The sequence below is a fragment of the bacterium genome (genome assembly GCA_023382385.1).
Classification (GTDB): Bacteria; Electryoneota; RPQS01; order RPQS01; family RPQS01; genus JABWCQ01.
Window position 1 is genome coordinate 595,640 of the sequence record JAHDVH010000001.1, and the last position, 25,327, is coordinate 620,966.

General features: G+C 54.4%; 23 protein-coding genes. 1 reads left to right on the forward strand and 22 read right to left on the reverse strand.

Translation table 11 applies throughout. The features are described 5' to 3' along the window. Positions 1-13: 13 nt before the first annotated feature. Positions 14-853: a DUF58 domain-containing protein gene (locus KJZ99_02785; protein MCL4304812.1), complete on the reverse strand. Its 840-nt coding sequence runs from the start codon at positions 851-853 to the stop codon at positions 14-16. Positions 854-913: 60 nt separating this feature from the next. Further along, positions 914-1,894 (reverse strand): MoxR family ATPase, encoded by a 981-nt coding sequence (locus tag KJZ99_02790; protein ID MCL4304813.1) that lies wholly within the window; start codon positions 1,892-1,894, stop codon positions 914-916. Between the two features lie 80 nt (positions 1,895-1,974). Between KJZ99_02790 and rlmN the strand changes: the two genes are divergently transcribed. Then, entirely contained in the window at positions 1,975-3,045 is a 1,071-nt protein-coding gene (rlmN, locus tag KJZ99_02795; GenBank protein ID MCL4304814.1) for a 23S rRNA (adenine(2503)-C(2))-methyltransferase RlmN, read from the forward strand. A gap of 84 nt (positions 3,046-3,129) precedes the next feature. On the opposite strand, the gene KJZ99_02800 is transcribed toward rlmN, so the two are convergent. The 20 genes from KJZ99_02800 to KJZ99_02895 all read right to left on the reverse strand — a co-directional run bounded on the left by KJZ99_02800 (position 3,130) and on the right by KJZ99_02895 (position 25,314). Further along, positions 3,130-3,996 (reverse strand): restriction endonuclease, encoded by an 867-nt coding sequence (locus KJZ99_02800; protein ID MCL4304815.1) that lies wholly within the window; start codon positions 3,994-3,996, stop codon positions 3,130-3,132. Next, positions 3,993-4,910: a methylmalonyl Co-A mutase-associated GTPase MeaB gene (gene meaB, locus KJZ99_02805; GenBank protein ID MCL4304816.1), complete on the reverse strand. Its 918-nt coding sequence runs from the start codon at positions 4,908-4,910 to the stop codon at positions 3,993-3,995. The genes KJZ99_02800 and meaB overlap by 4 nt, the downstream gene beginning before the upstream one ends. After that, on the reverse strand, positions 4,907-5,212 hold the full coding sequence (locus KJZ99_02810; protein MCL4304817.1) for a hypothetical protein: 306 nt from the start codon (positions 5,210-5,212) through the stop codon (positions 4,907-4,909). The genes meaB and KJZ99_02810 overlap by 4 nt, the downstream gene beginning before the upstream one ends. Next, entirely contained in the window at positions 5,212-6,282 is a 1,071-nt protein-coding gene (locus tag KJZ99_02815; protein ID MCL4304818.1) for a mannose-1-phosphate guanylyltransferase, read from the reverse strand. Before KJZ99_02815 ends, KJZ99_02810 begins: the two co-directional genes overlap by 1 nt. Before the next feature lie 3 nt (positions 6,283-6,285). After that, positions 6,286-7,962: an Ig-like domain-containing protein gene (locus tag KJZ99_02820; protein ID MCL4304819.1), complete on the reverse strand. Its 1,677-nt coding sequence runs from the start codon at positions 7,960-7,962 to the stop codon at positions 6,286-6,288. Continuing rightward, the gene (locus KJZ99_02825) at positions 7,898-9,205 is read right to left on the reverse strand and encodes a UDP-glucose/GDP-mannose dehydrogenase family protein (protein ID MCL4304820.1); all 1,308 of its coding nucleotides are present in this window, start codon (positions 9,203-9,205) and stop codon (positions 7,898-7,900) included. The genes KJZ99_02820 and KJZ99_02825 overlap by 65 nt, the downstream gene beginning before the upstream one ends. A gap of 32 nt (positions 9,206-9,237) precedes the next feature. Continuing rightward, positions 9,238-9,819 (reverse strand): SIS domain-containing protein, encoded by a 582-nt coding sequence (locus KJZ99_02830; protein ID MCL4304821.1) that lies wholly within the window; start codon positions 9,817-9,819, stop codon positions 9,238-9,240. After that, a complete protein-coding gene (locus tag KJZ99_02835; GenBank protein ID MCL4304822.1) occupies positions 9,819-10,808 on the reverse strand; it encodes a GHMP kinase in 990 nt (329 codons plus the stop codon). Before KJZ99_02835 ends, KJZ99_02830 begins: the two co-directional genes overlap by 1 nt. 1 nt (position 10,809) lies before the next feature. Continuing rightward, a complete protein-coding gene (locus KJZ99_02840) occupies positions 10,810-11,508 on the reverse strand; it encodes a nucleotidyltransferase family protein (protein ID MCL4304823.1) in 699 nt (232 codons plus the stop codon). After that, complete coding sequence (locus tag KJZ99_02845; GenBank protein ID MCL4304824.1) at positions 11,505-12,449, reverse strand: NAD-dependent epimerase/dehydratase family protein; 945 nt, start codon at positions 12,447-12,449, stop codon at positions 11,505-11,507. The genes KJZ99_02840 and KJZ99_02845 overlap by 4 nt, the downstream gene beginning before the upstream one ends. After that, a complete protein-coding gene (locus tag KJZ99_02850) occupies positions 12,446-13,576 on the reverse strand; it encodes an SDR family NAD(P)-dependent oxidoreductase (GenBank protein MCL4304825.1) in 1,131 nt (376 codons plus the stop codon). Before KJZ99_02850 ends, KJZ99_02845 begins: the two co-directional genes overlap by 4 nt. 15 nt (positions 13,577-13,591) lie before the next feature. Then, positions 13,592-15,022, reverse strand: a complete 1,431-nt coding sequence (locus tag KJZ99_02855; GenBank protein MCL4304826.1) for a sugar transferase — start codon at positions 15,020-15,022, stop codon at positions 13,592-13,594. A 41-nt stretch (positions 15,023-15,063) separates the two neighbouring features. Then, on the reverse strand, positions 15,064-16,176 hold the full coding sequence (locus tag KJZ99_02860) for a DegT/DnrJ/EryC1/StrS family aminotransferase (protein MCL4304827.1): 1,113 nt from the start codon (positions 16,174-16,176) through the stop codon (positions 15,064-15,066). Beyond that, the gene (locus KJZ99_02865) at positions 16,173-17,120 is read right to left on the reverse strand and encodes an SDR family oxidoreductase (GenBank protein ID MCL4304828.1); all 948 of its coding nucleotides are present in this window, start codon (positions 17,118-17,120) and stop codon (positions 16,173-16,175) included. The genes KJZ99_02860 and KJZ99_02865 overlap by 4 nt, the downstream gene beginning before the upstream one ends. A gap of 1 nt (position 17,121) precedes the next feature. Further along, positions 17,122-18,528 carry a hypothetical protein gene (locus KJZ99_02870; protein ID MCL4304829.1) on the reverse strand — a complete coding sequence of 469 codons (1,407 nt, stop codon included), beginning with the start codon at positions 18,526-18,528 and terminating at the stop codon, positions 17,122-17,124. 3 nt (positions 18,529-18,531) lie between these two features. Further along, a complete protein-coding gene (locus KJZ99_02875) occupies positions 18,532-20,031 on the reverse strand; it encodes a hypothetical protein (GenBank protein MCL4304830.1) in 1,500 nt (499 codons plus the stop codon). Position 20,032: 1 nt separating this feature from the next. Beyond that, the gene (locus KJZ99_02880; protein MCL4304831.1) at positions 20,033-21,004 is read right to left on the reverse strand and encodes a decaprenyl-phosphate phosphoribosyltransferase; all 972 of its coding nucleotides are present in this window, start codon (positions 21,002-21,004) and stop codon (positions 20,033-20,035) included. Next, entirely contained in the window at positions 20,949-22,256 is a 1,308-nt protein-coding gene (locus KJZ99_02885; protein MCL4304832.1) for a nucleotide sugar dehydrogenase, read from the reverse strand. Before KJZ99_02885 ends, KJZ99_02880 begins: the two co-directional genes overlap by 56 nt. Positions 22,257-22,418: 162 nt before the next feature. Continuing rightward, the gene (locus KJZ99_02890; GenBank protein ID MCL4304833.1) at positions 22,419-23,771 is read right to left on the reverse strand and encodes an integrin alpha; all 1,353 of its coding nucleotides are present in this window, start codon (positions 23,769-23,771) and stop codon (positions 22,419-22,421) included. A 97-nt stretch (positions 23,772-23,868) separates the two neighbouring features. Then, positions 23,869-25,314: an OmpA family protein gene (locus tag KJZ99_02895; protein ID MCL4304834.1), complete on the reverse strand. Its 1,446-nt coding sequence runs from the start codon at positions 25,312-25,314 to the stop codon at positions 23,869-23,871. Positions 25,315-25,327: the final 13 nt, after the last annotated feature.

Below are 25,327 nucleotides of genomic sequence, written 5' to 3' on the forward strand. Positions count from 1 at the left end.
GCACAAGCACAGTCTACCGCAACGCCTTCCGCTTGGTTAGAAACGAAATCAACGCCTGATCATACGACGTATCGGTCTGCAGCAGCGTGTGGTCAATCTTGTCTTCCTGACATCCCCTTCGAATCCTCTCGACAAAACCTCCCATCAGCTTCTGATACTCTTTTCGGATGTGCCACGGTTGCGTCGGCAGTTCGACACCAGTCTCCAAATCCTTAAACTTAACATCACCGCTGAAAGCGAAGTCCACTTCGCGCGGATCGAGAATCTGCAGAACCAGCACCTCATGGCCGTTATGGCGGAAGTGCCGCAGTCCGGAAAGAATCTGATCCGGTTCATCCATCAGGTCGGACAGCACTATGATCAACCCGCGCCGCGTAATTCGCTCGGCCACGCGATGCAGATTCTTGCCGATGTCCGTCTGAGCGGAAGGCTTGATCTTCTCTAACTGAGTGAGAATCACATTCAGGTAGGAGTGCACCGAGCGCGGCGGCAGATACGTTCTGAGTTCCGTGTCGTAGGCCGCCAGCCCTACCGCGTCACGCTGCTGAATCATCAGGAATGACAGCGCCGCAGCCAGATACGAAGCATATTGAAACTTCGTGATCTTCCCCGAACCGTAGTTCATCGAATTCGACGTGTCAAGCAGAATGTAGGACTTGAGATTCGTCTCTTCTTCATACTGCTTGACATACATACGGTCCGTCTTGGCATAGACCTTCCAGTCCAGATTGCGCAGCGGGTCACCGTCCATATACGGACGGTGCTCGGCGAACTCGACGGAAAACCCGTGATAGGGCGACTTATGCAGCCCGACCATGAAGCCTTCGACCACCATTCTTGCCCGCAGCTGCATGTTTTTCAGCCGTGACACAAAAGCAGGATCAAGATATTGGAGATGTTCAGCCAAGTCGGATTATTTCTCGCTCAGGAGCTTTTCAACCAAATGTTCCGCCCGCATACCGTCCGCTTCCGCTGTGAAGTTGGGAACCAACCGGTGACGCAGCACGGGCAGCGCCACAGCACGCACATCGTCAATCTCGGGAGTCGGACGGCCGTTCAGCGCGGCGCGCGTCTTGGCGCCCAGAATCAGATACTGTGATGCGCGCGGGCCGCAACCCCAGCTTACGTAATCCTTGATGAACTTCGGAGCTTCATCGGAATTTGGACGCGTTTTACGCACCAGCTTGACCGCATATTCGACCACATTGTCAGCCACGGGAACGCGGCGCACGAGATCCTGCAAACTTGCAATCTGACCGGCATTCAGGACTTTGGAAACAGAATGGGTCACCGCCGAAGTTGTGCTCTTGACAATCAGCTCTTCTTCCTTCAGACTTGGATAGTCCACCCACAGGTTGAACATGAAGCGGTCGAGCTGAGCTTCCGGCAGCGGATAGGTACCCTCCTGCTCAATCGGGTTTTGCGTGGCCAGCACGAAAAACGGCTCTTCGAGCTTGTAGGTTTCCCCCGCCGCAGTGACTTCGTGCTCCTGCATGGCCTGCAGCAGTGCAGCCTGCGTCTTGGGCGGTGTGCGGTTGATTTCGTCGGCCAGCACAATGTTGGCAAACACGGGACCTTTGATGAACTTGAAACTGCGCCGGCCGGTCGAACGGTCTTCTTCGGCGATTTCGGTTCCCGTGATGTCCGAGGGCATCAGGTCCGGAGTGAACTGTATGCGGCTGAACTTGAGATCGAGCATCCGCGCCATCGTCGAGATGAGCAACGTCTTGGCCAAACCGGGCACGCCAACGAGCAGACAGTGCCCGCGTGCCAGCAGTGTCATCATCAACTGTTCAATAATCTGCTCCTGGCCGACAATCACTTTGCCGACTTCCTTGAGCATTACATCGCGGGAATCTTTGAGTTGCTTGAGTGCGTCGAGATCGGACGCCATAGGCGGGGAAATCCTTCGGGGTTTGACTTGCGTGGCCGCTTTTCACTTCGTAGATTGAAGCAGCAACCAAGCAAAGTTACATGTTATTGAAAAAGAAAATACTTATAGGTCTAACGCGCGAAGAGCTTGAAAGTTTCGCACAGGAGCTTGGCGAGCCGGTTTTTCGCGGACGCCAGCTCTTTTCGTGGCTGTATCAGAAGCGGGCAGTCAGTTTCGATGAGATGACTGATCTTCCCACAGCTTGGAGACTTAAGCTTGCAGAGGTCGCCGACATCGGGACTTTAGAATTGGCCCGTCCTGCAAAAGAGACGCGCGACGGATCTCGGAAATTCCTCTTCGAACTTGCGGATGGACTTCGGGTTGAGTCTGTCTATCTCCCCGATTCACCGGGAGAAACAGTCTGTATCTCAAGTCAGGTTGGCTGTACTTTAGGCTGCCGCTTTTGTGCAACAGCAAAGATGGGACTATTCCGCAACCTGACTACCAGTGAGATCATCCTGCAGGTGCTCGAAGTCGAGGGTCACTGCCAGACTCGACTGACCAATATCGTGTTTATGGGGATGGGTGAGCCGCTGCACAACTATGAGAACGTAGTGGCCGCGCTAAGGTTGCTGGCCGACCCTGATGGCATTGGTCTATCCGCCCGCCGTATCACAGTTTCCACTGTAGGACTTGTGCCGGCGATTGAACGCTGGATGCTGGATAGTCCGCCTGCCAAACTTGCCATTTCGCTGCACGCCACTACCGATGAACGGCGCGGTGAAATCATGCCCGTGAACAAGGCCTATCCGCTCGAAGTGCTGTTCAAGACACTGCGGAGATTTGCTCACTTTACGCGGGACCCCGTGACCTTCGAGTATATCATGATCGCCGGCTTCAATGACCGTGAGGAAGACGTTGACAACCTCGCCCACTGGCTCAAGAACATCCCGGCAAAGATGAACCTGATTCGCCTCCACCCTACCGGATCCGGTCTTATACCCTCAAGCGACGAGGCCATAGAGCGCTTCATGGGGTGGCTTACTGAAGCAGGAATCCGCTGCACGCTCCGCGAGTCGCGCGGCATCGAAGACGAAGCCGCCTGCGGCATGTTGTTCACTCAGGAACCCTTCAAGCCGACGAAGGTTAGAGCTTGGGAGAAGGCTCAATAGGAGGACCTACGCAATCACCTTGCCGCCCCCCTCCCCGAAGGGCTGTTCCACTGCTTGTACCGCTAAGCAAAACGCTTCTCGAGTCTACTTCTTCTTCCCTGAAAGAAAATCGTATGCACTAGCGTCCATCTGGAAATAGTTCAACTCTTCAACACGCATGCCAATTCGATACTGGGCGAACAAATCTAAGATTCCGTCATGTTCAATGTACTGAATCGGTTCTTTGCCTGGCTCCTTTGCTTTATTCTTTGCATCATCATTCAGCGTCGTAGTTGTTACCAGAATACCCTGTTGACATTGATAACTACTTAAATTGTCTCGAAGCGTGCTAACATCGCGGGGACCAATCTTGGTTGACTTGTTCTTACATTTGCATTGTATCGCGATGCGCGTTCGAATAATTCCATCGTGCTTTTCGCAAAGAATGTCCACACCTTGATCGTCTTTTCCCCCAATAACTTCAACTTCTTCATAGCCCATCGCAACCAACAAATCCGACACCATGAGTTCAAAACCACTGCCTTGATTTGTTGCTGTAAGTGCTTCGTAAAGGGCCTTTTTCGCATCATCCCGCGAGTCTTTGACCTGATCAATTGCACTTCTCGTCTTCTCAGTTTTGGCACCTGCAATTTGCTCAACAAGAGCAAACATTCCGTTACCTAGGAAGACAAATCTCTGCGGCTCGCCGCGTTGATCGCGTCTCCTAATCTCAGTTTGCAAGCTGACGTGCATGGAGATTTCAGGAGTCTGAGACCCAGAGATTAGGACTCCAGAAGCAACCGCGTGTTTAGCAATGTCTCGGTAACTTAGCGGCTTCTTCTTCTCACGAAGCACTTGCTCCGCAGCATCCGCATACGAAAGAGCTTGCGCAGTATTCTTAGAAGTATTTTTGGAAATAGAATTCTTCGTGTCTGAAGTTTTTGTCACCATCTTCCTCGCCTTCTTTTTCAACTTACCAACCTCCCCAGCACCCCGTACGGACTCTCGCCTTCAGCCAATGCTTCGTCCATGACTCTGGCCCTCTCGTCAGTCCAGAACTGCGCGACCAGACGCTTCTCCAGCATCCGCTGAATCCGGCGGCGGGCATGCGCGTGACGACGCTTCTCGAACTCACCGGAAGCACGCAGATGCGTCAAGTGAGCTTCAATCTGTTCGGCTAACTCGGAGACCCCTGATTCACGGGTGGCGATGGTCAGCACAACCGGTGGTTTCCAGTCGTCCCACATCTTGAGCATCATAGCCCCCTGCAAATCGCTCGTAAAGCGGTCGGCGCCTTCGCGGTCAGCCTTGTTCACGCAGAACACGTCTGCGGCCTCCATCAATCCCGCCTTCATCCCCTGAATCGCATCCCCCGACTCCGGCACCAGCACCACCACCACACTGTCCGCGTACTGCACCACTTCCAGTTCGGACTGTCCCACCCCGACCGTCTCGAATAAGATGTAATCAAATCCCGCTGCATCCAGCACGTCAGCCATATCTCCCGCAGCCTGCGACAGCCCTCCTAAGTCGCCGCGCGTGGCAAGCGAGCGAACAAACACTCCCGGGTCGAGCCCGATGGCATTCATCCGAACTCTATCCCCGAGCAGCGCACCGCCGGAAAACGGCGAAGTCGGGTCCACCGCAAGCACGGCCACCTGCCTATCCTGCGCCCGCAAGTGCTTGACGTAGGCTGTCACGAGGGAACTCTTCCCCGCACCCGGCGGGCCGGTAAACCCGATGCGCACGGCCTTGCCAATACGATTGCCCAGCGAGCGCAAAACCTCATCCGCCCCTTCTGGAGAGTTTTCCACGCGGGACAAGACGCGCGCCAGCGCACTGCGCGAACCGGCCAGCATGTCAGTCGTGAGAGTGGGCAGGGTCACTGCGCCGCAGACTCCGGATCGGATTCGGTCAGATCAATCAGCACGAGCGGCTGATCGACGAACTGCTCCACGTAGTCCCTGACTTCCGGTACGAGAAAGAGCGTATCCAAGTCATTGCGTGCCAGCGCCCGCCCCAGCACTTCGGCGCGTTCCTCGTCACCGTAGCGCTTGTTCATGATCACCAGCTTGTCTTCTTCAAAGACACAACTTCCGCCTCGGAAGTTGCCCTTCTCGTAGCGGATTCTGTAGCCTTGTTTCTCGATAGCTTCAGTCAGGAACTGCACAAGTTTCGCAGCTTTCATCAGAGCACACCGTCCTTCCCTTCAGCTCTCAGCTTATCGACCAGGTCCTTCACTTCCTGCGAGCGATCCAGCGGACAGATTAGAATTGCATCGTCCGTGTCAACAACGATGATATTGCTCACTCCCACTGCCGCAATCAGCTTCTTACCACCGAGCACGCAGGTATTCTGCGAATGATTCAGCGTGACGTTTCCGCGCGTTGCATTGCCATTTTCGTCATGAGGCATCAACCGCCACACTTCATCCCAACTCCCCACGTCACTCCAATCGAATGTTCCACGTACGACAGCCACTTTCGGCGCGCGCTCCATCACACCGTAGTCAATCGAGATTCCTTTCCCAGCTTCGAACACGCGGCGCGTCACCGTATGCTCCTGCGCGGTCCCGAGTGCGGCGTCAATTTCCTGAAACGCCGCGCCCCACAGCGGGAGATATTCACTAATCTGCTGCAGAATTGTATCCGCGCGCCAGACGAACATGCCGCTGTTCCACAGGAACTCCCCGCTTTCCAAAAACGCTCTGGCCGTCGCGAGGTTCGGCTTCTCCGCGAAGGTGCGCACGGGATAGACATTGGACCGCAGACGGATTCCGGTTTGATCCATCTGAATGTAGCCATAGCCGGTTTCCGGTCGAGTCGGCTCAATGCCGATAGTGGCGAGCACCTGCGAATCGTGAACGACTTCGACCGCAGACGTCAGGCAGAAGTGAAACTCCGAAAGATTACGAATCCGATGATCAGCAGGCAGCACGATCATCACCGCGTCCGGATCGTTCTTGTGCAAGTGCACGGCAGCCAATCCGATCGCCGGCGCAGTATTGCGGCCCACAGGCTCGATAATAAATCTGTCATGACGAAAGTCGGGTAGCGTATTCTTGATCAGTTCCACCTGATCTTCATTCGTCACAATCCATACTTGCTCAGGGTCGACAAGGCCATCGAGACGCGAGACGGTTTGTTCGATCAGCGTTCCTTCCCCGGTCAAGTTGAGCAGCTGTTTGGGGCGATTACGACGTGAGAGCGGCCAGAAGCGCGCGCCCACTCCACCAGCCATGATAACGGCGTGTAGCATATTTTAAGGTTGTGTGCCTATTGACCAGAGAAATTCAATCTCGTTCGTCCAGCGCGGGCGAACATTTATGCTGTCGGGATGCCAAAGAAAAGCTTCGGAAAATCCAAATGGCAGAACGGATCCGGCATCCGGACGACCGTTCCCATTGACGTCCTGCGTCACGCGGAGACGATAGTCACCGCCGGGCCAGCCGCTGAAAGAAAACGGACCTGACGACGTGACACTGTCAAGGAGTGTGCTGGCTTTTAAGTCATACAGATTCACGATCCAAGGGCCGCCGTCACCTGGCCGAATGACACCCGTGATGACACCCAAGCTGTCCGCAGGATAGTCGTACCAGCTTAGGGTCAACAAAGAATCTCGGAGTCTATTCCCGGAACGATCTACAATCAAAGAGCCCGGAACCGTCAAAGTATAGCGTTTGTCCGGGAGCAGGGCGCTGTCCGGCTGCAATTCGAATTGTCGTGGTGCAAACTGTGAAATCGTGACAGGCAACTCGAGCGTATCACGTTTTAGAGCGACCGAAACCGAATCCGTCTGTTCGAGGAACGTCACCGGTTCGCTGAACACAAGTTGAATGCTGTGAAACGGTGCGCGGTTATTCGATCGATTCGCCGGCGATGACGCGAGGAGTGCAGGTCTTGTCGTGTCCGCGCGCTGCACAACGGCAAAGCGCCCAACAGCGGATTCGCCGGCGCACTGAACCACGCAGGTCGCGCTGTCGCCCTGTAGTCCGCGTGTGAGAAATGCCTTCCAACTTCCGCTCGCACTGCTGTCCACGATCCAGTCGGAAAGTTCAAGCTCGCCCGCAGCATCCGACACACGCAGCCCAGACAAGACGTCAGGTCTATTTACGCGTATATCCAGTGACAACGAATCAGCATGGCGAACACGCAGCAAGGCAAGCGAAGTCGTGTCCTGCCATGAAGGCAGGAACGTCACGTAAGGTCGTTCCCCTTCCAGCACATTTACGTCGGCATTCGCGGTGCCAATCCACTCGCTCGCGGGCGACCACAACCCGTCCATGTTCCGGTCATCCAAGGCGAAGAGCCTGTAACGTCCCTCCGCAAGATAGCCCAGCTCAAACTCACCTTGCGACGTCGTCTGAATCCGATAATCGGGTGCATCCCTCATCGGATCAGGGAGAGAATCGCGCAGCAGATAAGCCGTCACTGTCATCGTTCGCACGTCTGCCGGAACCGCCACTCTGCCTCGCACAACACCGCGATCAATTTTGTCGCCGGTGCTGAACGCAAGAGTGAAGCTGCTGTCAGCCGGGATGCCGCGTTGGTCCTTTGCCTGCGCGCCGACGGTCACGACAATCGTGCGATTCTCCGGCAACGGATCCAGATAGTCCAGAGTCAGCGTTCGTCCCGACCATCGATATCGCAATCGTCTGCCCGGCTCCGGAGAAAGATAGAGCGACGACTCAACACTGGCACGGTTTACCGGCTCTGAGAATTCGAGGATCACATATGTATCCCGCGCGACGTTGACATCATTCCTATTGGGTGTCGTTGAGACGACCGTCGGTGCGACGTCGTCTTCCGGTCCGCCGGGCGGAACGCCCATCCGGGCACAGGACATCAACAGCAGCGCGAAGAGCGCGGCAAGACTAAACGGTTTTGCGGCCAATCCCGAAATACTCAAATCCGAGTGCGTGCATTTGATCCGGTTCAAAGAGGTTTCTTCCGTCAAAAATAACGGGGCGCTTCATCAGCGACTTCATCCTGTCGAAGTCCGGTTCACGAAACTCCTGCCACTCCGTGCAAATCAACAGTGCATCGGCATCCTTCAGAGGAGAGTAATAGTCGTCATGAAAGTGTGCCTTGTTGCCCAGAATCGGTCGCGCGTTTTCCATTGCCTGCGGATCATAGACACAGAGTTTTGCACCTCGTTCATGCAAGGCTTCGATCGTGTAGATTGACGGAGCCTCGCGCATATCGTCCGTCTTCGGCTTAAATGACAATCCCCATACTGCCAGCTTCAGACCGGATAAATCTTCTCCAAATCGCTTCACAGTCTTCTCAACGAGTCTGAGCCGCTGCTTTGTGTTCACCTCGTCAACGGCATCAAGGATTTTCAAATCGTGACCGTATTGACGTCCGATTCTGATTAACGCGGAAACATCCTTCGGGAAACACGACCCTCCGTAGCCAATGCCCGCATAGAGGAAGTGCTGACCAATTCGTTTGTCGGAGCCGATGCCGTAACGCACCTGATTGATGTCCGCGCCGCACGCTTCGCAGAGATTGGCGATCTCGTTCATAAACGTTATCTTCGTTGCGAGCATTGCATTGGCGGCGTACTTGGTCATTTCCGCCGAGCGGACATCCATCGTAATCACGCGATGTCCCAGCCGGTGAAAAGGCGCGTAAAGCCGCTTCATCACATCCGCCGCACGATCGCTGTCCGCTCCGATGACGATGCGGTCGGGCTTCATGAAATCATTGACCGCGTCGCCTTCCTTCAAAAACTCAGGATTTGAAACCACGTCGAATTCAACGTTCGTATGCTTGCGAATCATCTCCCTCACACGATCTGCTGAACCGACGGGCACCGTGGATTTGTTGACGACGATCTTGTAATCTTTGATTCGCTTGCCGATACTCTCGGCGACTGCGAGCACGTGACTTAAATCTGCGGAACCGTCTTCGCCCGGCGGCGTCCCCACGGCAATCATTAGTACTTCCGCATCGTCCATCACGGAGTAGAGATCCGTTGTAAACGAGAGTCTCCCTTGAGCGACGTTGCGATCCATATACTCTTTCAAGCCGGGTTCATAAATGGGGACAATGCCCTTCTCAAGCATTTCAATCTTACGTACATCCGTATCTACGCAGTAGATCTGATTGCCGGATTCGGCCAGACAGGTTCCGGTCACAAGTCCGACGTATCCGGTGCCAATTACGACAACTTTCATTTTGAGGACTAATTTTGTGTTAGAAAAATAGGCTACACTGCCCGTTGGGCAACGTGCTCTTTAAGGTAAGTGCTTATGATGTGATCCAAAATCAAATGCAGATCCTCGACTGGGCCGTATTCGCGCGACTCAACCACAATTTTGTGATCTACCATTTCCGCAAGTTTGCCCCCGCCGAAGCCGATTAGGCCGACGGAAATCAACCCAAGGTCGCGGGCGGCAGAAGCTGCTTCAAGGATGTTCGGGGAGTTTCCGGACGCGGTTATCAGAATAACCACATCGTTCTTGCGAGCGTACGCGCGCAACGGTTCGCTGAAGACCGACGTGTAGCTCACGTCATTCGCATAGGCCGTCAACATAGCGACGTTGTCGCCGGGTGCAAGCATGCGAAAACGGCGCTTGCCGGATACGCTCGTGCCTTTAGTGAAGTCGCACACCCAATGCGTTGCCGTGGTCCACGACCCGCCGTTTCCGCATATAAACACCGTGGCATCCTGCTCATACGCCCGCTCCAGCACATCGATGCACGTAACGACGTCATCGATGCGAACACTATCCAATACGTGCTTCAGACGCTCAAAGTAAGAGCGCACATGAACTGCTTTGTCAGCCATCACTTGAAGGGATATCGTTTTATATTGAAAATAATCTTACTGCCGTCGCGTTCCGGCATGAACGGCAACTCGAAGTAATCACTCAGGGCCGCGCGCACGCCTTCCTGTCTGGAAGGTGGAACATAGAGCAGCAGGAAACCACCGCCCCCCGCTCCTGCGATCTTGCCACCCAGCGCTCCGGCTTTCAGCGCGCGTTCGTACATTTCGTCGATACCTGAGTCTGAGATGTTGCTCGCCATCTGCTTCTTCAATGTCCAACCTTCATGCAGCAAACGACCAACGGCCTCGAAATCAAGCGCAGCCAGCGACTTTTCGATCTTTTCGACCAGCGGAAGCATGGCTTCGAGCACATCACGACGTGACGACGTCTTTGACTTTTGCTCGGTGAGAATCTCGGCTGACTTGCGAGTGCGGTTTGTATAGAAGAGCATCAGATTACTTCCGAACAACCGCAGTGCCTGCGCAGGGAGCTCGACTTCCCTCACCGTGACCGAGTCATCCGTCTCAAAGATGAATCTCCGCAATCCACCGTACGCCGCAATGTACTGATCCTGCTTGCCGATTGGCCGTCCACAGCGCTTGATTTCAATCTCGCACGCCTGTTGCGCCAGAGTTTCAGCAGTGACCTGCTTTCCAAGGTACGTGTACATCGCGTTCAGCAATCCAACCACCAATGACGAGGACGAGCCCAGCCCGCTGCCTTCCGACGGAATATCCGCCAGAGTAGAAATCTCGACGCCTCGCCCCAAACCGGTCATCTCCATCGCGGAACGAATCAGCTCGTGCTTGATTTCCGGAATTTCGTCGACGGTCTCGTTTCGTGAATAGTTGAGGACAATCTTGTCATCGAATCGTTCCTTGATGATGACGAAGATGTACTTGTCAATCGCAGTCGAGATAACTTGGCCTGCGCCACGCAAGTAGAAGTCCGGCAAGTCACTGCCGCCGCCTGCAAAACTCAACCGAAGTGGCGTTTGTGTAATAACCATGCTAAAAAGTCAATTCTTTCCGCGTTCGAACTTTAGCGTAGCTCTCAGGAGTTCCAATATCTATGATATATTCATCCGTCACGTATGCGAACATCCTGCCCACGAGCTTGGGCAGGACGTGATAACCGATATCAGCGGGAGTGTCAGAGGGAACGAAGTCAAACAATTCCGGAGTCGCAACATGAATTCCGGAGTTCGCGATTTTGGACTTCGGTTGTGCAGGTTTCTCTTCAAAGCTTATGACTCGTCCATCGTCATCCAGTTCAAAGATGCCGCAATTCGAAGGAGTTTCAGTCTGATAAGCCGCAACCACCAGCACCGGTCTTCCACTCTGCTCGTGAAATCTCATCAATCGTGAAAGGTCAATCTCTGAGTAGTTGTCCGCGTATATGATGAAGAATTTCTTTTCGGCTCTCACAAACTCAGACGCATTGCGCAGCGTGCCGGCACTCCCGAGCAGTGTTTCCTCGTACCCCTCCACGAACGTCAGTCCGTGCGGGGCCTTTCCAATGAACTCTCGAACTTGGGCTGCCAGGTGATGCGTATTAATGAATATCTCTTTCACTCCGACACTGGCAAGCGATTCACACCAATAGTCAAGCAGCGGTCGCCCGGCAATCGGCAAAAGGCATTTGGGACGATCCTTCGTCAGCGCACCGAGGCGGCTTCCGACACCCGCCGCCAAGACAACGGCTTTCACGCGTTGTCTGCAGCCTTCTCGCGCACGGCGCGATTCCAATCCCACGTTTTGCGCATGCCATCAGAGAGACTGACTTCAGTTTTCCACCCGAGTATTTTGGCCGCGCGTGTCGCATCCAGGTACGTGGCGCGAATCTCGCCTGTTCGCGGTGGCGCGTAGTTCGGCCTTTCGTGAAACTCGGCAAGTCGAGCAAGCTCTTCAAAGAGCCTGTTCACGGAAGTTCCCACTCCGGAACCGATGTTTAATATCTCACCATCGCCGGACTCAAGCGCAAGTAAATTCGCACGCACGATATCGGAGACGTAAACATAATCTCTCAACTGCTCACCGTCTCCGTAGATGGTTGGTGTCTTGCCCTCGAGTAATAGTCCGGCAAAAATCGCAATGACTCCGGCTTCACCGTGCGGATTCTGCCGCGGGCCGTAGACGTTCGGATAGCGCAGCACCGTGTATCTTAGATTAAAGAGAAGCTTGTACAACTCGAGGTAGTGCTCCACCGTGTGCTTGGAAATCCCATAAGCACATTCGGGATGAACCTGATGCAATTCCGTCACCGGCAGGGCAGAGGGCTCGCCGTAAACCGCTCCTCCAGTCGAAATATAGATGTATTTCTTTACTCCGTGCTTTTGTCCCGAAAGGATGACATTCAGCGAACCAACGATGTTACACTCTGCATCGAACACAGGGTCGACCAGGGACTTCCGCACGTCCATCTGGGCGGCATGGTGATTGATCACATCAGGGCGGAACGCGCTGATCACGCGATCCACCGAGACGGCATCACGAATATCCACCTCAAAGAAGGCGGCCTTCGCAGGCACATTTTCGCGGAATCCTGTGCTCAAATTATCCAGAACCGCGACCTCATGCCCTGCGGCAATCATTCCATCCGCAACATGCGACGCGATGAATCCTGCTCCACCTGTCACCAGAATTTTCATGCTTGCGCTTTCGCTCCTTTTGCCGGCCTGACTACATTCAAGGATTGCATCTTCTGCTCGGCGAAATCCATGATGTCATCGATGTCTGTTTGACGTTCGAGATAATCGCGGTATTCGCGGACCGAGTCTTCAGCCGTGCGAGTCGGCTGCCAGCCCAAGTTTTTCAGCTTGCTGACATCGGAGATAATGTGCCGCGTATCGCCGAAACGGTAAAGACCGGGGATTCGCGGTTTGAGATCTTCCTTGCCGAAAACACGAGCGACGATCGAACAAAACTCCGTAACAGTGTACGCACGTCCGCCGCCTACATTGAACATCTCATAATTTGCGCGGTCATCTTCGAGCACTTTCAGATTCGCCTGGACAACATCGTGGATATTCACAAAATCCCGAACCTGTTCTCCATCCTCGTAGATGAGTGGCGCTCGATTAAAGAAGTAACTCAATGAGAAGATGCGACACGCGCCCGAATAGTTATTGTAGAAACTTTGGCGCGGACCTTGAACGATGGAAAAGCGCATAGCCACTGATGGGATGTCGTACCGCTTGCCGAACGCCAACGTCATCAGTTCCTGCGAGTACTTGGAAAGAGCATATTGATTCAGTGGTTTCGCATCTGTTTCCGGAGTCGGCTGCCATCTTAGGACTTCGTTGTTACGGGGATCGCGAAACTCCCATTCGCCGGAGTCCAACTGCGATAGAGGGCGCAGTTCAGGATGATAGAGAGTTCCGTCACTCGCCGCATAACGGCCCTCGCCCGCCACGGCTTGAGACGATGCGACAACGACCTTCTTGACAGGAAGCTTGTGCTCAACAATCAACTCATAGATGAGCGCGGTGCCAACGCTATTCACCCAAAAGAACTTCGAGAAGTCCGGCAGGTAATCCTGATACGCCGCGAAATGATAGACCGCTTCCACGCCTTGCAGCGCTTCGAGCATCTTCCCGCGATCGCGGACATCTCCTTCAATAAAACGCACCTTCGCAGGAATGTAGTCCGGCTTCCCCTTCATGTGAACGGGCTTTTCCAGACTATCCAGAATCGTTACGTCATAGCCGCGTCGGAGCAGCTCATCTGTTGTGTGTGATCCAATGAACCCGGCTCCGCCGGTAACGAGAACTCGCAAGTGTGACCTTTATGCTTAATGTGCGCCGCGACCGAGCAAGACGGCAGGTATGGTTTTTAGAAGGATTTTGAAATCGAGCCATAACGTCCAGTTGTCGATATACGCCAAATCCAGCTTGACCCACTCATCAAAATCTGTGATGGAACTGCGGCCGGAGATCTGCCACAGGCACGTGAGGCCGGGCTTTACGGACAACTTTCTGCGGTGCCAGCTATCAAAACGCGGCAGCTCCGTTTCCAGCGGCGGGCGTGGCCCGACAATGGACATGTCCCCTTTCAGAACACTCCATAATTGCGGCAGCTCGTCAAGACTGAATTTCCGCAGATAGCGCCCGATGGTCGTGACTCGCGGATCGTTCTTGATCTTGAACACAGCACCCTTCATCTCATTCTGTGCTTCAAGCTTCGCTTTGATTTCGTCCGCATTCACCACCATTGTGCGAAACTTGTAGCCCGTGAACTTCTCTTTGTTGAACCCGACAACTTTCCACTTGTAAAGTATTGGCCCGCCGTCCTGAAGTTTAATCGCAACCGCAATCAGCAACAGCAACGGAGAGAGCATCACAAGCAACAAGCTGGAAAACGCGATGTCAAACAATCGCTTAACGAGAATCTGCCACTCTTTGTGCCGCATGGAGCTGTAGACAAGGACCGGTTGGTCATACTGAATCTCCGTGGACACATGAGCAACGAGGTTTGAAAACCAATTCGACAAAATGACCGACTTGACGCCTTCCTGTTCACATAGCGCGAGCATATCCGTGCATTCCGCGATGTGCCTGGTCGGAACGGCATAGACCACCTCATCGATCGTATGGTCATGCAGGACATCGGGAAGGTTTTCCGGTGTTCCGAGATACTTCGCACCTTTGACTACGGGCGGCGTCTCACTTCGCTCTGTGTCCACGAAACCGACCAATTGGACGAACAGCGCGGGGCTCTCGGCCACCGTCTTGACAAATCTATTCGCTTTCTCCGCAGTTCCGACAATCAGGACACGTTTGTTTAGACCACCTTCAGAACGAACGAGTTCCCGGAAGGAGCGGAAGAAGACTCTGTTGACCGTAAGCAGTGAAGCGTTCAACAGCATAAACAGGAAAATAGTCGAGCGCGGCGGGAGCTCTATGCGAAGTACGTACGCGGCGGCAAACAAACAAACTGTTCCCAATACGGCTGTGCGCGTCGCAAGTTTGAAATCATGCCAGACCGTCGACCGGCCGATGTCCCTGTAGGAGTGCTGCAAGTCCAGCAGCAGCCACCAGATTGGAATCAGCAGCACCAGCACATCATAGTAACTGTGGATTGACTGAGCGCTTCCGAAGAAGTATATCGCCCGAATTTCTGTTCGCGCGGCAAAGGCAAGCACAAACGAGACAACAGTTAGCAGCAAGTCTCCCAACAGATGAAAGACCCTAAGCCAGATAGTCCGTTCAACAATTCTTGCCATTGTTTATGAGTGGCTTGCTCTTATCTTTAGTCCCTGAACAGCTATGCTCCGCCGCCGCCGTAAAACGCACGCACGCCATCACACACTTCCGCGACCTCTGCATCGGTCAACTCGGCCGACATCGGCAGCGCGACGGTTTCTTTCGAGAGCCGTTCCGAAACAGGGAAGTCACCCTCTTTGTAGCCGAGGAAACTGAAGCACTTTTGAAGATGCAGCGGAACTGGATAGTAGATCATGCTTCCGATTCCTCGCGACTTGAGCGACTCCATCAATTCATCGCGCCGGGGGACTCGAACGACGTATTGATGATACGTATGATACGCGCCGGTCTCTTCGACCGGGCACGTCACCGGCAGCCCTTTGAGTCCGCTCTTGTAGAGTTCTGCGATGGCACGCCTGCGCTCGTTCCACTGCTCGAGATGGCGGAACTTCACAAGAAGCACTGCCGCCTGCAGCTCATCCAGTCTGCCGCAGATACCAATCTGATCGTGAAAGTAACGATCTTTTCCTCCGTGCACGCGATTGATACGCACATCGTGCGCCAATGCCTCATCGCGGGCAAGCACCATCCCGCCGTCTCCCGCACCGCCGAGATTCTTTGTCGGATAAAAAGAGAAGCAGCTAAGCTCGCCGAATCCACCTGACACAACACCGTTGAATTTGGCGCCAACGGCTTGAGCCGCGTCTTCAATGATGGTGAGATTGTGTTTCTTTGCCGCACGGAGCCACAAGTCAGGATTGACCATTTGCCCGAACAGGTGAACCGGCAAGAGTGCGCGAGTTTTCGAAGTGACTACCGAATCAATCATATCCGCTCGAGCATTAAACGTCGCCTCGTCCACGTCAATGAATACGGGTTTTGCACCCGCGCGCACGATTGAGCTTGCGGTCGCAAAAAACGTATAAGGTGTGGTAATTACTTCATCGCCGGGTTGCGGCTTGAGAGCCATGACCGACAGGAGCAACGCATCAGTGCCGGAAGAGACTCCAATTCCAAACGGCATTCCGGATAAGGCTGCCATCTTCTCTTCCAGCCCCTTGACACGGCTTCCCAAAATAAAACTTTGTGTTTCAAAAATCTGCGACACTTCCGCCATTACTTCGTCACGTATCTGACGAAATTGAGCTTGCAGATTCAGCATTCCTACGCTCATGAATGTGCCTTTACAAAATATTCAACTGTACGTTTGAGGCCCGCAGGCATCGAGACAAGCACCCGATATCCTGCAGCTTCTACGAATTTCGAGATTGACGCAAGCGAATCGCGCACGTCTCCTGCGCGGCTTGGTTCGTGCACTGGTTGCACGTCTCGTCCCAATGCGCTGCCAATTCCGTGCAAGACGTCCAGCAATGAGTACCGTTCACCGCAAGCCACGTTGAAGAACTCGCCGGCAACTTTTTCAGCAGGAGCTTCGCAGGCGAGCAGATTCGCGCTGACAGCGTTCTCCACATAGGTGAAGTCTCTCGACTGCCTGCCATCTCCATGCACGATGGGCGATTCACCCTTCAATATTCGGGTTATGAACAGCGGAATCACAGCGGCATACTGCGAGGCTGGATCCTGTCGTGGTCCAAAGATGTTAAAGTAACGCAGAGCGACAGTTTCCAACCCATAAACCGAATGGAACGCGGCGCAGTACTTTTCAGTCGCGAGCTTTGTAACCGCATAAGGGGATAGCGGGAGCACCGGCATTGTTTCCACCTTTGGAAGCGTCGGGGTGTTTCCATAGACGGAGGAACTCGAAGCCGCGACGACTCGTTTGACCCCTGCATCGCGGGCAGCAATCAGGAGGTTCAATGTTCCGCGGATGTTCGCCTCATTGCTCGTCACGGGGTCGTGAACAGATCGCGGCACGGAGCCTAACGCGCCCTGATGCAATACATAATCACATCCTCTTACCGCGCGCGCGACTGCAGCTTCATCACGCAGATCCCCCTCAATTAGTTCGACATCGTGAAGGAATGGCTGGATATTCTCGCGTTTTCCGGTGGAGAAATTATCCAGGATACGCACGCTGTCGCCCCGCCTCAGGAGCGCTTCAACGAGGTTTGAACCGATAAAACCGGCACCGCCGGTGACCAGATACTTTGCAGGCATTTTAGTCGCGCTGTGAAGGGTCGGGTCGGACGTAAGTGTAACAGGGGTTGATCATTCCCCGAATCGCCGCAAAGACATACTCAAGCTGACCGCGCCCTAATCGCGAATGACAGGGCAAGGCCAATAGAGCTTCGTGCTCATCCAATTCGGTTGCCACACCAAACGTTGCGAGTCGCTCATGAATTGCGCGAACAGAGTATGGATCACGAGACTCGAATACATAGCAAGCCGGAGCGAACTGGCCACTACGTCTCTCGTGCATGCCCGTTAGACCGAACAATTCTTCCATTACTTGAAGATTCTCTGTTCTCGACAGGAACTCCTGATCTCTGCGACGCCAGTGGATTTGCAGGCCTTCACGAACTCGATTGCGCTTCGTCACGTCCAGACAGTGAAAACGATCCCAAACTATTTTGTCCGCAAAGTGCTCACCAACAAGGGCCGCACCAAACGGAAGCGGCAGGAAGCGGGAGAAGTCGAATACCGCAAAACGGCCGTAACTGCCTGGTCGGACCTTATGCTCACCATGCAGCAAGGCGTCACGACAATCCTCGATGAGCGGAGCGTCTTGCATACTGAGTGACTCGGTTTCTGCACACCAGTAACCCCAGCGATGGCAGGCGATTCGAGCAGAACTGTGTTCTGCACGCGGCGCAAAAGTCCACTGATCGCCGAGCAATCGATTCAGCATCTCTACATACGATTGCTCACCGACTGACGACCACACTCCAATGACACTCCCCTTCTCAACGTTTGCGGCCCGAAGCGCGGATTGCAAGGCAAACGGCCACGACGGCATGTACGTGAACTCGGCCTCAAAATACTCGGAGAGTGCGGTATTGATGGCGATGACCTGCTCTTCAGGTGCATCCAGATCCGCGCTTTCGAAGGGTTCGATGCGAATACGGGGTTTGGATTCTTCTGGTGGAGGGCGAAAGAGAATGGGATAGGGCTTCGTGCAATACTTTTGAAAATAGTGCTGCAACTCCTGCCGGAAACTCACGCCAACATCAAGATAGGAAAACTCGCTCTTCTCATACTCACAGACGACATGCCAGAAGAGATACGCATTCGCTTCTATTTGGCGACCGAATTCATTGGTTCCACCGTAGTGATAGAAAAGCGTATTGGGCGTCACGGGTGTGACTATAATGCCGCCAACCAACTCTTCCCCGACGTAGGCGAGAAAGAGCTTCTGTTCGGGCGACAACGAGTCCGTCAGCGTCTCCGGGTCATACCAAAGCTTCGCCATGAGACTCAAATCGCGACTCTCCACAACACGGATACCGGCATTCTGCGCCTTCCGAATGCCCTGTTTCGCGCGTGAACGCAGGTGGTTCCAGGCAGTCTCGCGATTGAGATGCAGGAGTGCGCCTTGCGTTACGATGTCCTTGCCGACGTATTGCACGAGTTATGGACAAATCCCCGCCGGAGTCCCGGTCTCAGATTGAACCGCTTCACAAGATGGCAGCACAGGTTCGACGTAAACGGACGGACAAATCGGATCGTCATTCCGGTCGTTGACAAAAGACTGGTGGATAGTACTGATGCTGGTGGTTCCCCAGAAGTTGCGCGTGGCATCAACATCGCGGTTATTGTGAGCGTTGCAATGCACAAAAATAACGCGCAGGCTGATATTGCGGAAGCAATTATAATTGAACTTCGGATAGGATGCGCTGCGCCGCTCTTCGGTTACGCCGATATCAGCGACGCGATTGATTCGCTCGAAGATATTATGATGGACGCGAACCGTAGAATCCACCCGCGATCCTATTGCCAGTGCATACCAAGACGTCTCAAAGTGATTATTACGGATCTCGAAATTCGTGACCCAATCCATGCTGATGACACCTCGATCCACAGAGCCGCTGGTGTCCGATCCGCCGCAGTCACGGAACCAATTGCAAAAGACCTCGCCGTCATCTACCGTGTCCAGCACGATCGCAAAGGGATCGCACGTTTGAAAGACGTTACGTTCACAGAGAAATCCACTGGTGTAAGCCGCGCGCACACCGGTCGCGACGCGATTAAACACACAGTTTCTCACGGTCGGAGGCTGTCTCAGGGCGAGCACTCCTTCGTTCACGAAACGTTCGAACGAGCAGTATTCAACGATGCCGCCGTTCACGTCGCTGCTGATAGCGGTCGCACCGAATTTGAATGCCGTATAGGCAAAGTCGGGCGGCGAGGCACTTGCGGACAGCCGCACGCGCAGCCATTCGTCAGGATCGCGGCTTACGACATCCGCCGCCGTGAAGATGATAAAGCGGTCCGGAGTCCCACGACATACGAGCGTTCCATCCAGAATATTCAGCGCCTTATTGCCCGCGATGCGAACAATGGCCCCGGGTTCAATGGTAAGAGTTGCGCCTTCACGAACAAAAGTGTTATCAGCCAGAATGTAATGAGTACCGCTACGCCACGTTTGATCGCTGGCGATATTGGCCCCGTTCACTGTTGTCAAAGTTACAACACGCGGCAACTGCAGATCGCCGACCGAAACGTCGCCCGAGACGCGCAGGAGGCGGTATGGGGTCCACCCTTGATTCGGCTTCTCTGCGACCACAACATAGTCGCCAACCGTAACGTTTTCGAATCGAAAGTTGCCGTCACCGTCGGCGGTGTCCACGTACGCGGAACTCGCGGTTCGATGGTCATACCCGAAATGCAGGTCGTACCCAAAGCCAACGGAACTTACCTGATTCGGTACCGACCAGACGGATACGTCGTTGAACGGACTTGGTGCTGGATATAGCCTGACGATTGCTCCGCCACCGTTTCCCTCCGCCGCTGTAACACGCCCGGTCACCCCGCTCTGACTCTCTTCCCCTTTCTTGCAGGCTGAAATGGCCAGAGCAAGCGCGAGGCCGAGCGAGCCGATTAGGAATAAGCGAAAACGAGAGAAGATCATGTCAGGTAAGATACACAATTGTGGCCGTCGTGAGTGCCCAGAGCGCCACGTTGATCAACGTTCCTCGATCTTTAACGAGCAGCTTTGTGGGGTCTCCCCCTTCACCGCGGTTGTAAATCAGATACAAATAGCGGAAAAGTCCATAGACCACAAACGGCAACGTCCAGAATAAACTTCGAGTGCCATAATGCCTGAATGTGTCGTCCGAGATCGTATACAGACTATAGGCTACCATCGTGGCCGCGCAGAGTGCGGCGAGCATTTGATCGATGAACGTAATGCTGTAGGCGGCCAAGCTGGCGCGATGACTTGCAGCGGCTTCACCAAGAATGGCGATCTCGTGACGGCGTTTTGCCAGAGCCAGAAACAGCGACAGCAGGAACGCACACAGAATCAGCCAATAGGAAAGATACACTTCCGGGAGCATCGCGCGGATTACTGCCACGCCTCCAACAGCGCGAAGCACAAAACCCATGGAGAGCAGCAACACGTCAAGAATCACCGCTCGCTTCAAACCCAGCGAGTAAGCCAGATTCGCGGCCAAATAGGCCACACCCACCCAGCCGAAGTAGGGATCCAGCCAGAACGCCCATACCACGCCCACAATCGCAAGCAGGAGCGAGAATGCCAGCGCGGTTGACACAGACACTCGCCCGGAGGGCAATGGCCGCGACTTCTTTTTCGGATGAGTGCGGTCTGCGGCAAGATCGAGGACGTCATTCAGCGCATACACCGCCGAGGAAAGCAGACAGAATGCTGCAAAGCCTTGCAACGCGCGCAACAGAACTTCAGGTGATTCGATGACCACTCGTGCTGGCGAAAACAGCACCGCCGCGAAGATGATCAGGTTCTTCGACCATTGAGCCGGCCGAAGCAGTTCCAGAATCGCTCCCAAGTGCTTCACGTGATCGAGCGGGTTAGAGCTTGACCACGTTATTTCGCGTACCGAGCGGCGCAGTTGCGTTACGCGCATCAAAAACCAGCGGCACGCTATCGCAAAGCATTGCGTAATCCACAGAGCGATGGTCAGTACAAATCACCGCCACATCATACTTTGGTAACGTGGACGAGTTAAATGGCACGGACTTCATATCATGGTGCGCGGTCGCGACTTCGGCGATATAAGGATCGTGATAGTCCACTGTCGCACCCCGCTTCATGAGCAGTTCGATAATATCAAGAGATGGCGACTCACGCGAGTCGTCAATGTCACGCTTATAAGCCACACCCATCACCAGCACTCTGCAGCCTTTGACCGCTTTACCTCGTTCGTTCAAGGCGTCTGCCACACGCTGCACGACGTATTCCGGCATGCTTGTGTTGATATCATCGGCAAGCTCGATGAAGCGCGCGCGATATTTCAGCGTCTTAAGCTTCCAAGAAAGATAGATCGGATCAATCGGAATACAGTGTCCACCCAAGCCCGGTCCTGGATAGAAAGGCATGAACCCGAACGGTTTGGTGGAAGCGGCACGGATGACTTCCCAGACGTCCACACCAAGGATCTCGCACATAATCGCAAGTTCATTCACCAAACCGATATTGATTGAACGAAACGTGTTCTCGAGCAGTTTCACAAGCTCCGCTGCTTGCGTGCTGGAAACAGGAACAATCGTGTCAATAACCAGTGAGTAGACTGCTTGCGCAGCTTCCAGACAGGCAGGCGTCGTGCCGCCCATAACTTTCGGCGTGTTGTGCGTACCGAACTTCTCGTTACCCGGATCCACACGTTCCGGCGAGAAGCATATGAAAACATCTTCCCCGACTGACAATCCCTTTTCGTGAAAGGCGGGGACCATCAGCTCATCGGTCGTGCCGGGATACGTGGTGCTCTCCAGGACAATCAGCAGACCCGGATGAGCATACTTGAGGACCTCGTCGCGTGCAGCCAGAATGTAGGAGATATCTGGATCGCCGGTTTTGCGCAAGGGCGTTGGTACGCAAATCGAGATGGCATCCAAGTCTCTAATGACTGAGTAATCGGTCGTTGCCTCCAGCATACCGGATTTTACGAGTTCCGCGAGCTGCTTGTCGTCCACGTCGAGCACGTAGTTTTCACCACGCTGCAGTTTCTCGACCTTCCGCTCAGAAACATCAATCCCAGTGACACGGATTCCCTTGGCGGCAAACTGGACCGCTAAGGGTAGCCCAACGTAGCCCAAGCCGATGACGCCAACCCGTAGCGACCCGTCTTGTGCCTTATTTTTTAAGTTGTTCAGAATCATATGATTCGATTTGTCCTTCAGGAAAATCGGTGACACAAAATATACGCACTATGCGGCTAAAAAGCAATGAAAAAGGGGCTGACCAACAGCCCCTTCAAGATGCTTTGCAATTGTTATACCGTTATTTACGATTAGTGTGGAACGTGGACGCGTGGGAGAAAACTACTGAATACTCAGCAGATAGACCCGGCCGACATTCTCCTCGATGTCGCGGTCCCACCAACGAGCACCCAGAGCGATGTCCTTTGCGCCATTTCCGTCCAAATCACCAAGGGCCGCCACACCGTTTCCAGCTACGTCAGCAATTGATTCCCCCGTAAACTGGTAGAAATCGGTCTCCCAACCTCCGTAATAGAAGTAGACAACGCCCCGACTTTGTGCAGCGTTGGCCGCCTGAACTGCCCAGTCGCCTTTTCCGTCGCCATTCAGGTCGCCGAGAGAAAAGACACGGTCTCCAAATCTTCCAGCTTCCTGCGAGCCTGAGAACGTGTTGGACGGGCTGTCCGGCAATGAAGATCCGCCGTGATATAGATAAACTCTGCCGAGTTGCCGGCCACCGGAGGTGTATTGCGGCGCCCCTACAATGAGTTCAGCCACTCCGTCTCCGGTCATGTCTTGTCCAATCGCAGTTGCCCAGCCAAACTGGTCCTGGAAGCTGGTTAATTCGCCCTTGTAAAGCTTTGTCGGCTTGGAGACGTTCAGACCCTTACCGCCCTCAAAAACGAACACTGCGCCGCTGTAAACGGCCTCAGTGCCATAATGCGGTGATCCCACAACAACATCGGCCTGCCCGTCTCCGGTAATGTCCCCAGTTGCGACAGACATTCCAAACAGGTCGTTCAGTGTGCCAAGTTTTATCTCGACGTCAGGTGACTTACTCAGCTTGCCCTCGGCGTTACCATACCAGATGTAGGCGCGGCCGGAAGTCGCGCCAGCTTTGGCTGAATGCGGCGCACCGATCACAAGATCGGCGAAGCTATCACCATTCACATCGTTCTGCATGTTGATGGACCGACCAAACGAGTCACCGTTTTCGCCTGCGGTAATCATCTGGCTACTCGAACCGAAGGAACCACCACCAAGGTAAAGATATACTTTGCCGGGCGGACGGTTCCCAGTGCCCTGCCCGCCTTCCGCAGCTACTGCGAGGTCCGGAGTGCCATCGCCGTTGAAGTCACCGGTGGAAAGGGAGCTGCCAAACAGGTCGCCATCCTCGTGCCCACGAATCGTAAGCACAGGTGACGTTGCCAGCAGTCCGTCATAAATTGTCACGGTGCCGCGGGCAACAGGACCAGCATTTTCGCCAGTGGCGGAGACCGCGTAGAGCAGCTTGCCGCCCGTCCACGCATAGGCACCTTCGACAGCCGACCCATAATAGGCCCGCGGTGATTCACCATCCATAACACGCAGAAGATACTTGGCCGCGGCGTTGCGCGACTCGAGCTGTGCCAGCGACAAGGCGTAGACTGCCAATACCAGCACAGACGAGAACAGTATTAATCCAACTCTCTTCATGGCTTCATCCATTCTTTTCGAGAGGTCATGGAGTGAGTCGAGGAGTGGCGGCCAACAGACCGCTCACTCCTCGACGCAGATTACAGTCAGTTCGTGCTTAGCGGACGCGCACGAGGTCGATGCGACGATTCTGGTAGCGACCCTGCTCAGACGCATTGCTGGCAACAGGCTTGGTCGAACCATAGCCCTTGGCCACCAGGCGACTCGGATCCACACCACGCGAGATCAGGTAGTTGCGAACAGCATCAGCACGCGCCTGTGACAGCGGGTTGTTGATGGCGTCCGAACCGGTGTTGTCCGTGTGGCCCTGAACTTCGAGCAGCTGAATCTCAGGATGCTCGTTGATCAGCTTGGCAGCACCGTCCAGCACGCGAGCAAACTCGTCCGTGATTTCAGCGGAACCCGTGGCGAAGTTGATACCCGGGAAGCTGACCACGCCACCAGTCTCCATCCACACGGCTTCGATCGAATCCTTGTGTTCAGGACGCAGCAACTCCAAGCTAAGCTTCAGAGACGGATTGCCTTCGAAGATATAACGATGGATGAATTCCTTCGGACCATCGCTCTTGGCAACTGCGGCACCTGCCTGACGATCACGCTTCAAGCTGCCCATTGCGCTTTTCAGCGAATTGCACTCTCTGAAGAAGAAGTTCACCGAGAGACGGTGATTCTCGTTCAGGAATGCCTGCGGCTCTTCGACGTAAGCGTACTGAATGCCAAAACTCTTGAAACCAAAACCGAAGCCTGCGGTCAAACCGCTGTTAGCCTGATCGGTTTCCACGAGGTCATTCATACCTGCGGCAAGGTAGAAGCTCACGTTATCGCTGACGTCAAAGTCATACGCGGCGCCCACGTCGAGCGTGGCGTCTTCATCTTCGATGACTTGGATATCACCCGAGAACGTGACACCTTTCCACGGCATGAAGCCCATGCCCAGTCGCGTCTCAAACGGGATGTCGTCTTTGCCATGCTCACCGGCCAAGTCGCGCACCATCAGACCCACGAGGATCTCATCGTACGGACGGAACAGTAAGCCTGCGTCCAGACCCCAGCCCGTGTTGTCCGCGAGGTCTTCCTGCAGATACTTCGCGCTCAAACCAAGCGAGAACCCGTTTCCGAGACCGCGCGCGTAGCTCAGCTGGAAGGCGTTGTTGGACACATCGAAATCTCCGGTCTTGGCGCCCGTACCATCATACTGGCCGATGCCGGTGATGCCGGAATTAAGCCAAGAGAGGCCGAAGGTTCCAATGCGCTCGGCGCATAGTGATGCACCGATATAGTTGTGATTACGATCGGCCTCCAGCCCACCGGTGTACATTAACGCCACTTCAAATTTGTGGAGCCAATGTAGCGCTGCGGGGTTCCAGTAAGCCGCGGTCGCGTCGTTGGCGACGGCGGTTTGGGCCGTACCCATCGCCATTCCTCTCGCGCCCACACCCATCCGTAGATACGGATCAGTATAATTCTGCGCGAAGGCGGCAGAGGCACCGAACAGCATCAGCATGCACAGTCCCAGCGCCGTATTGCGAATTCGGGATGACATATCCCTTCCTCCT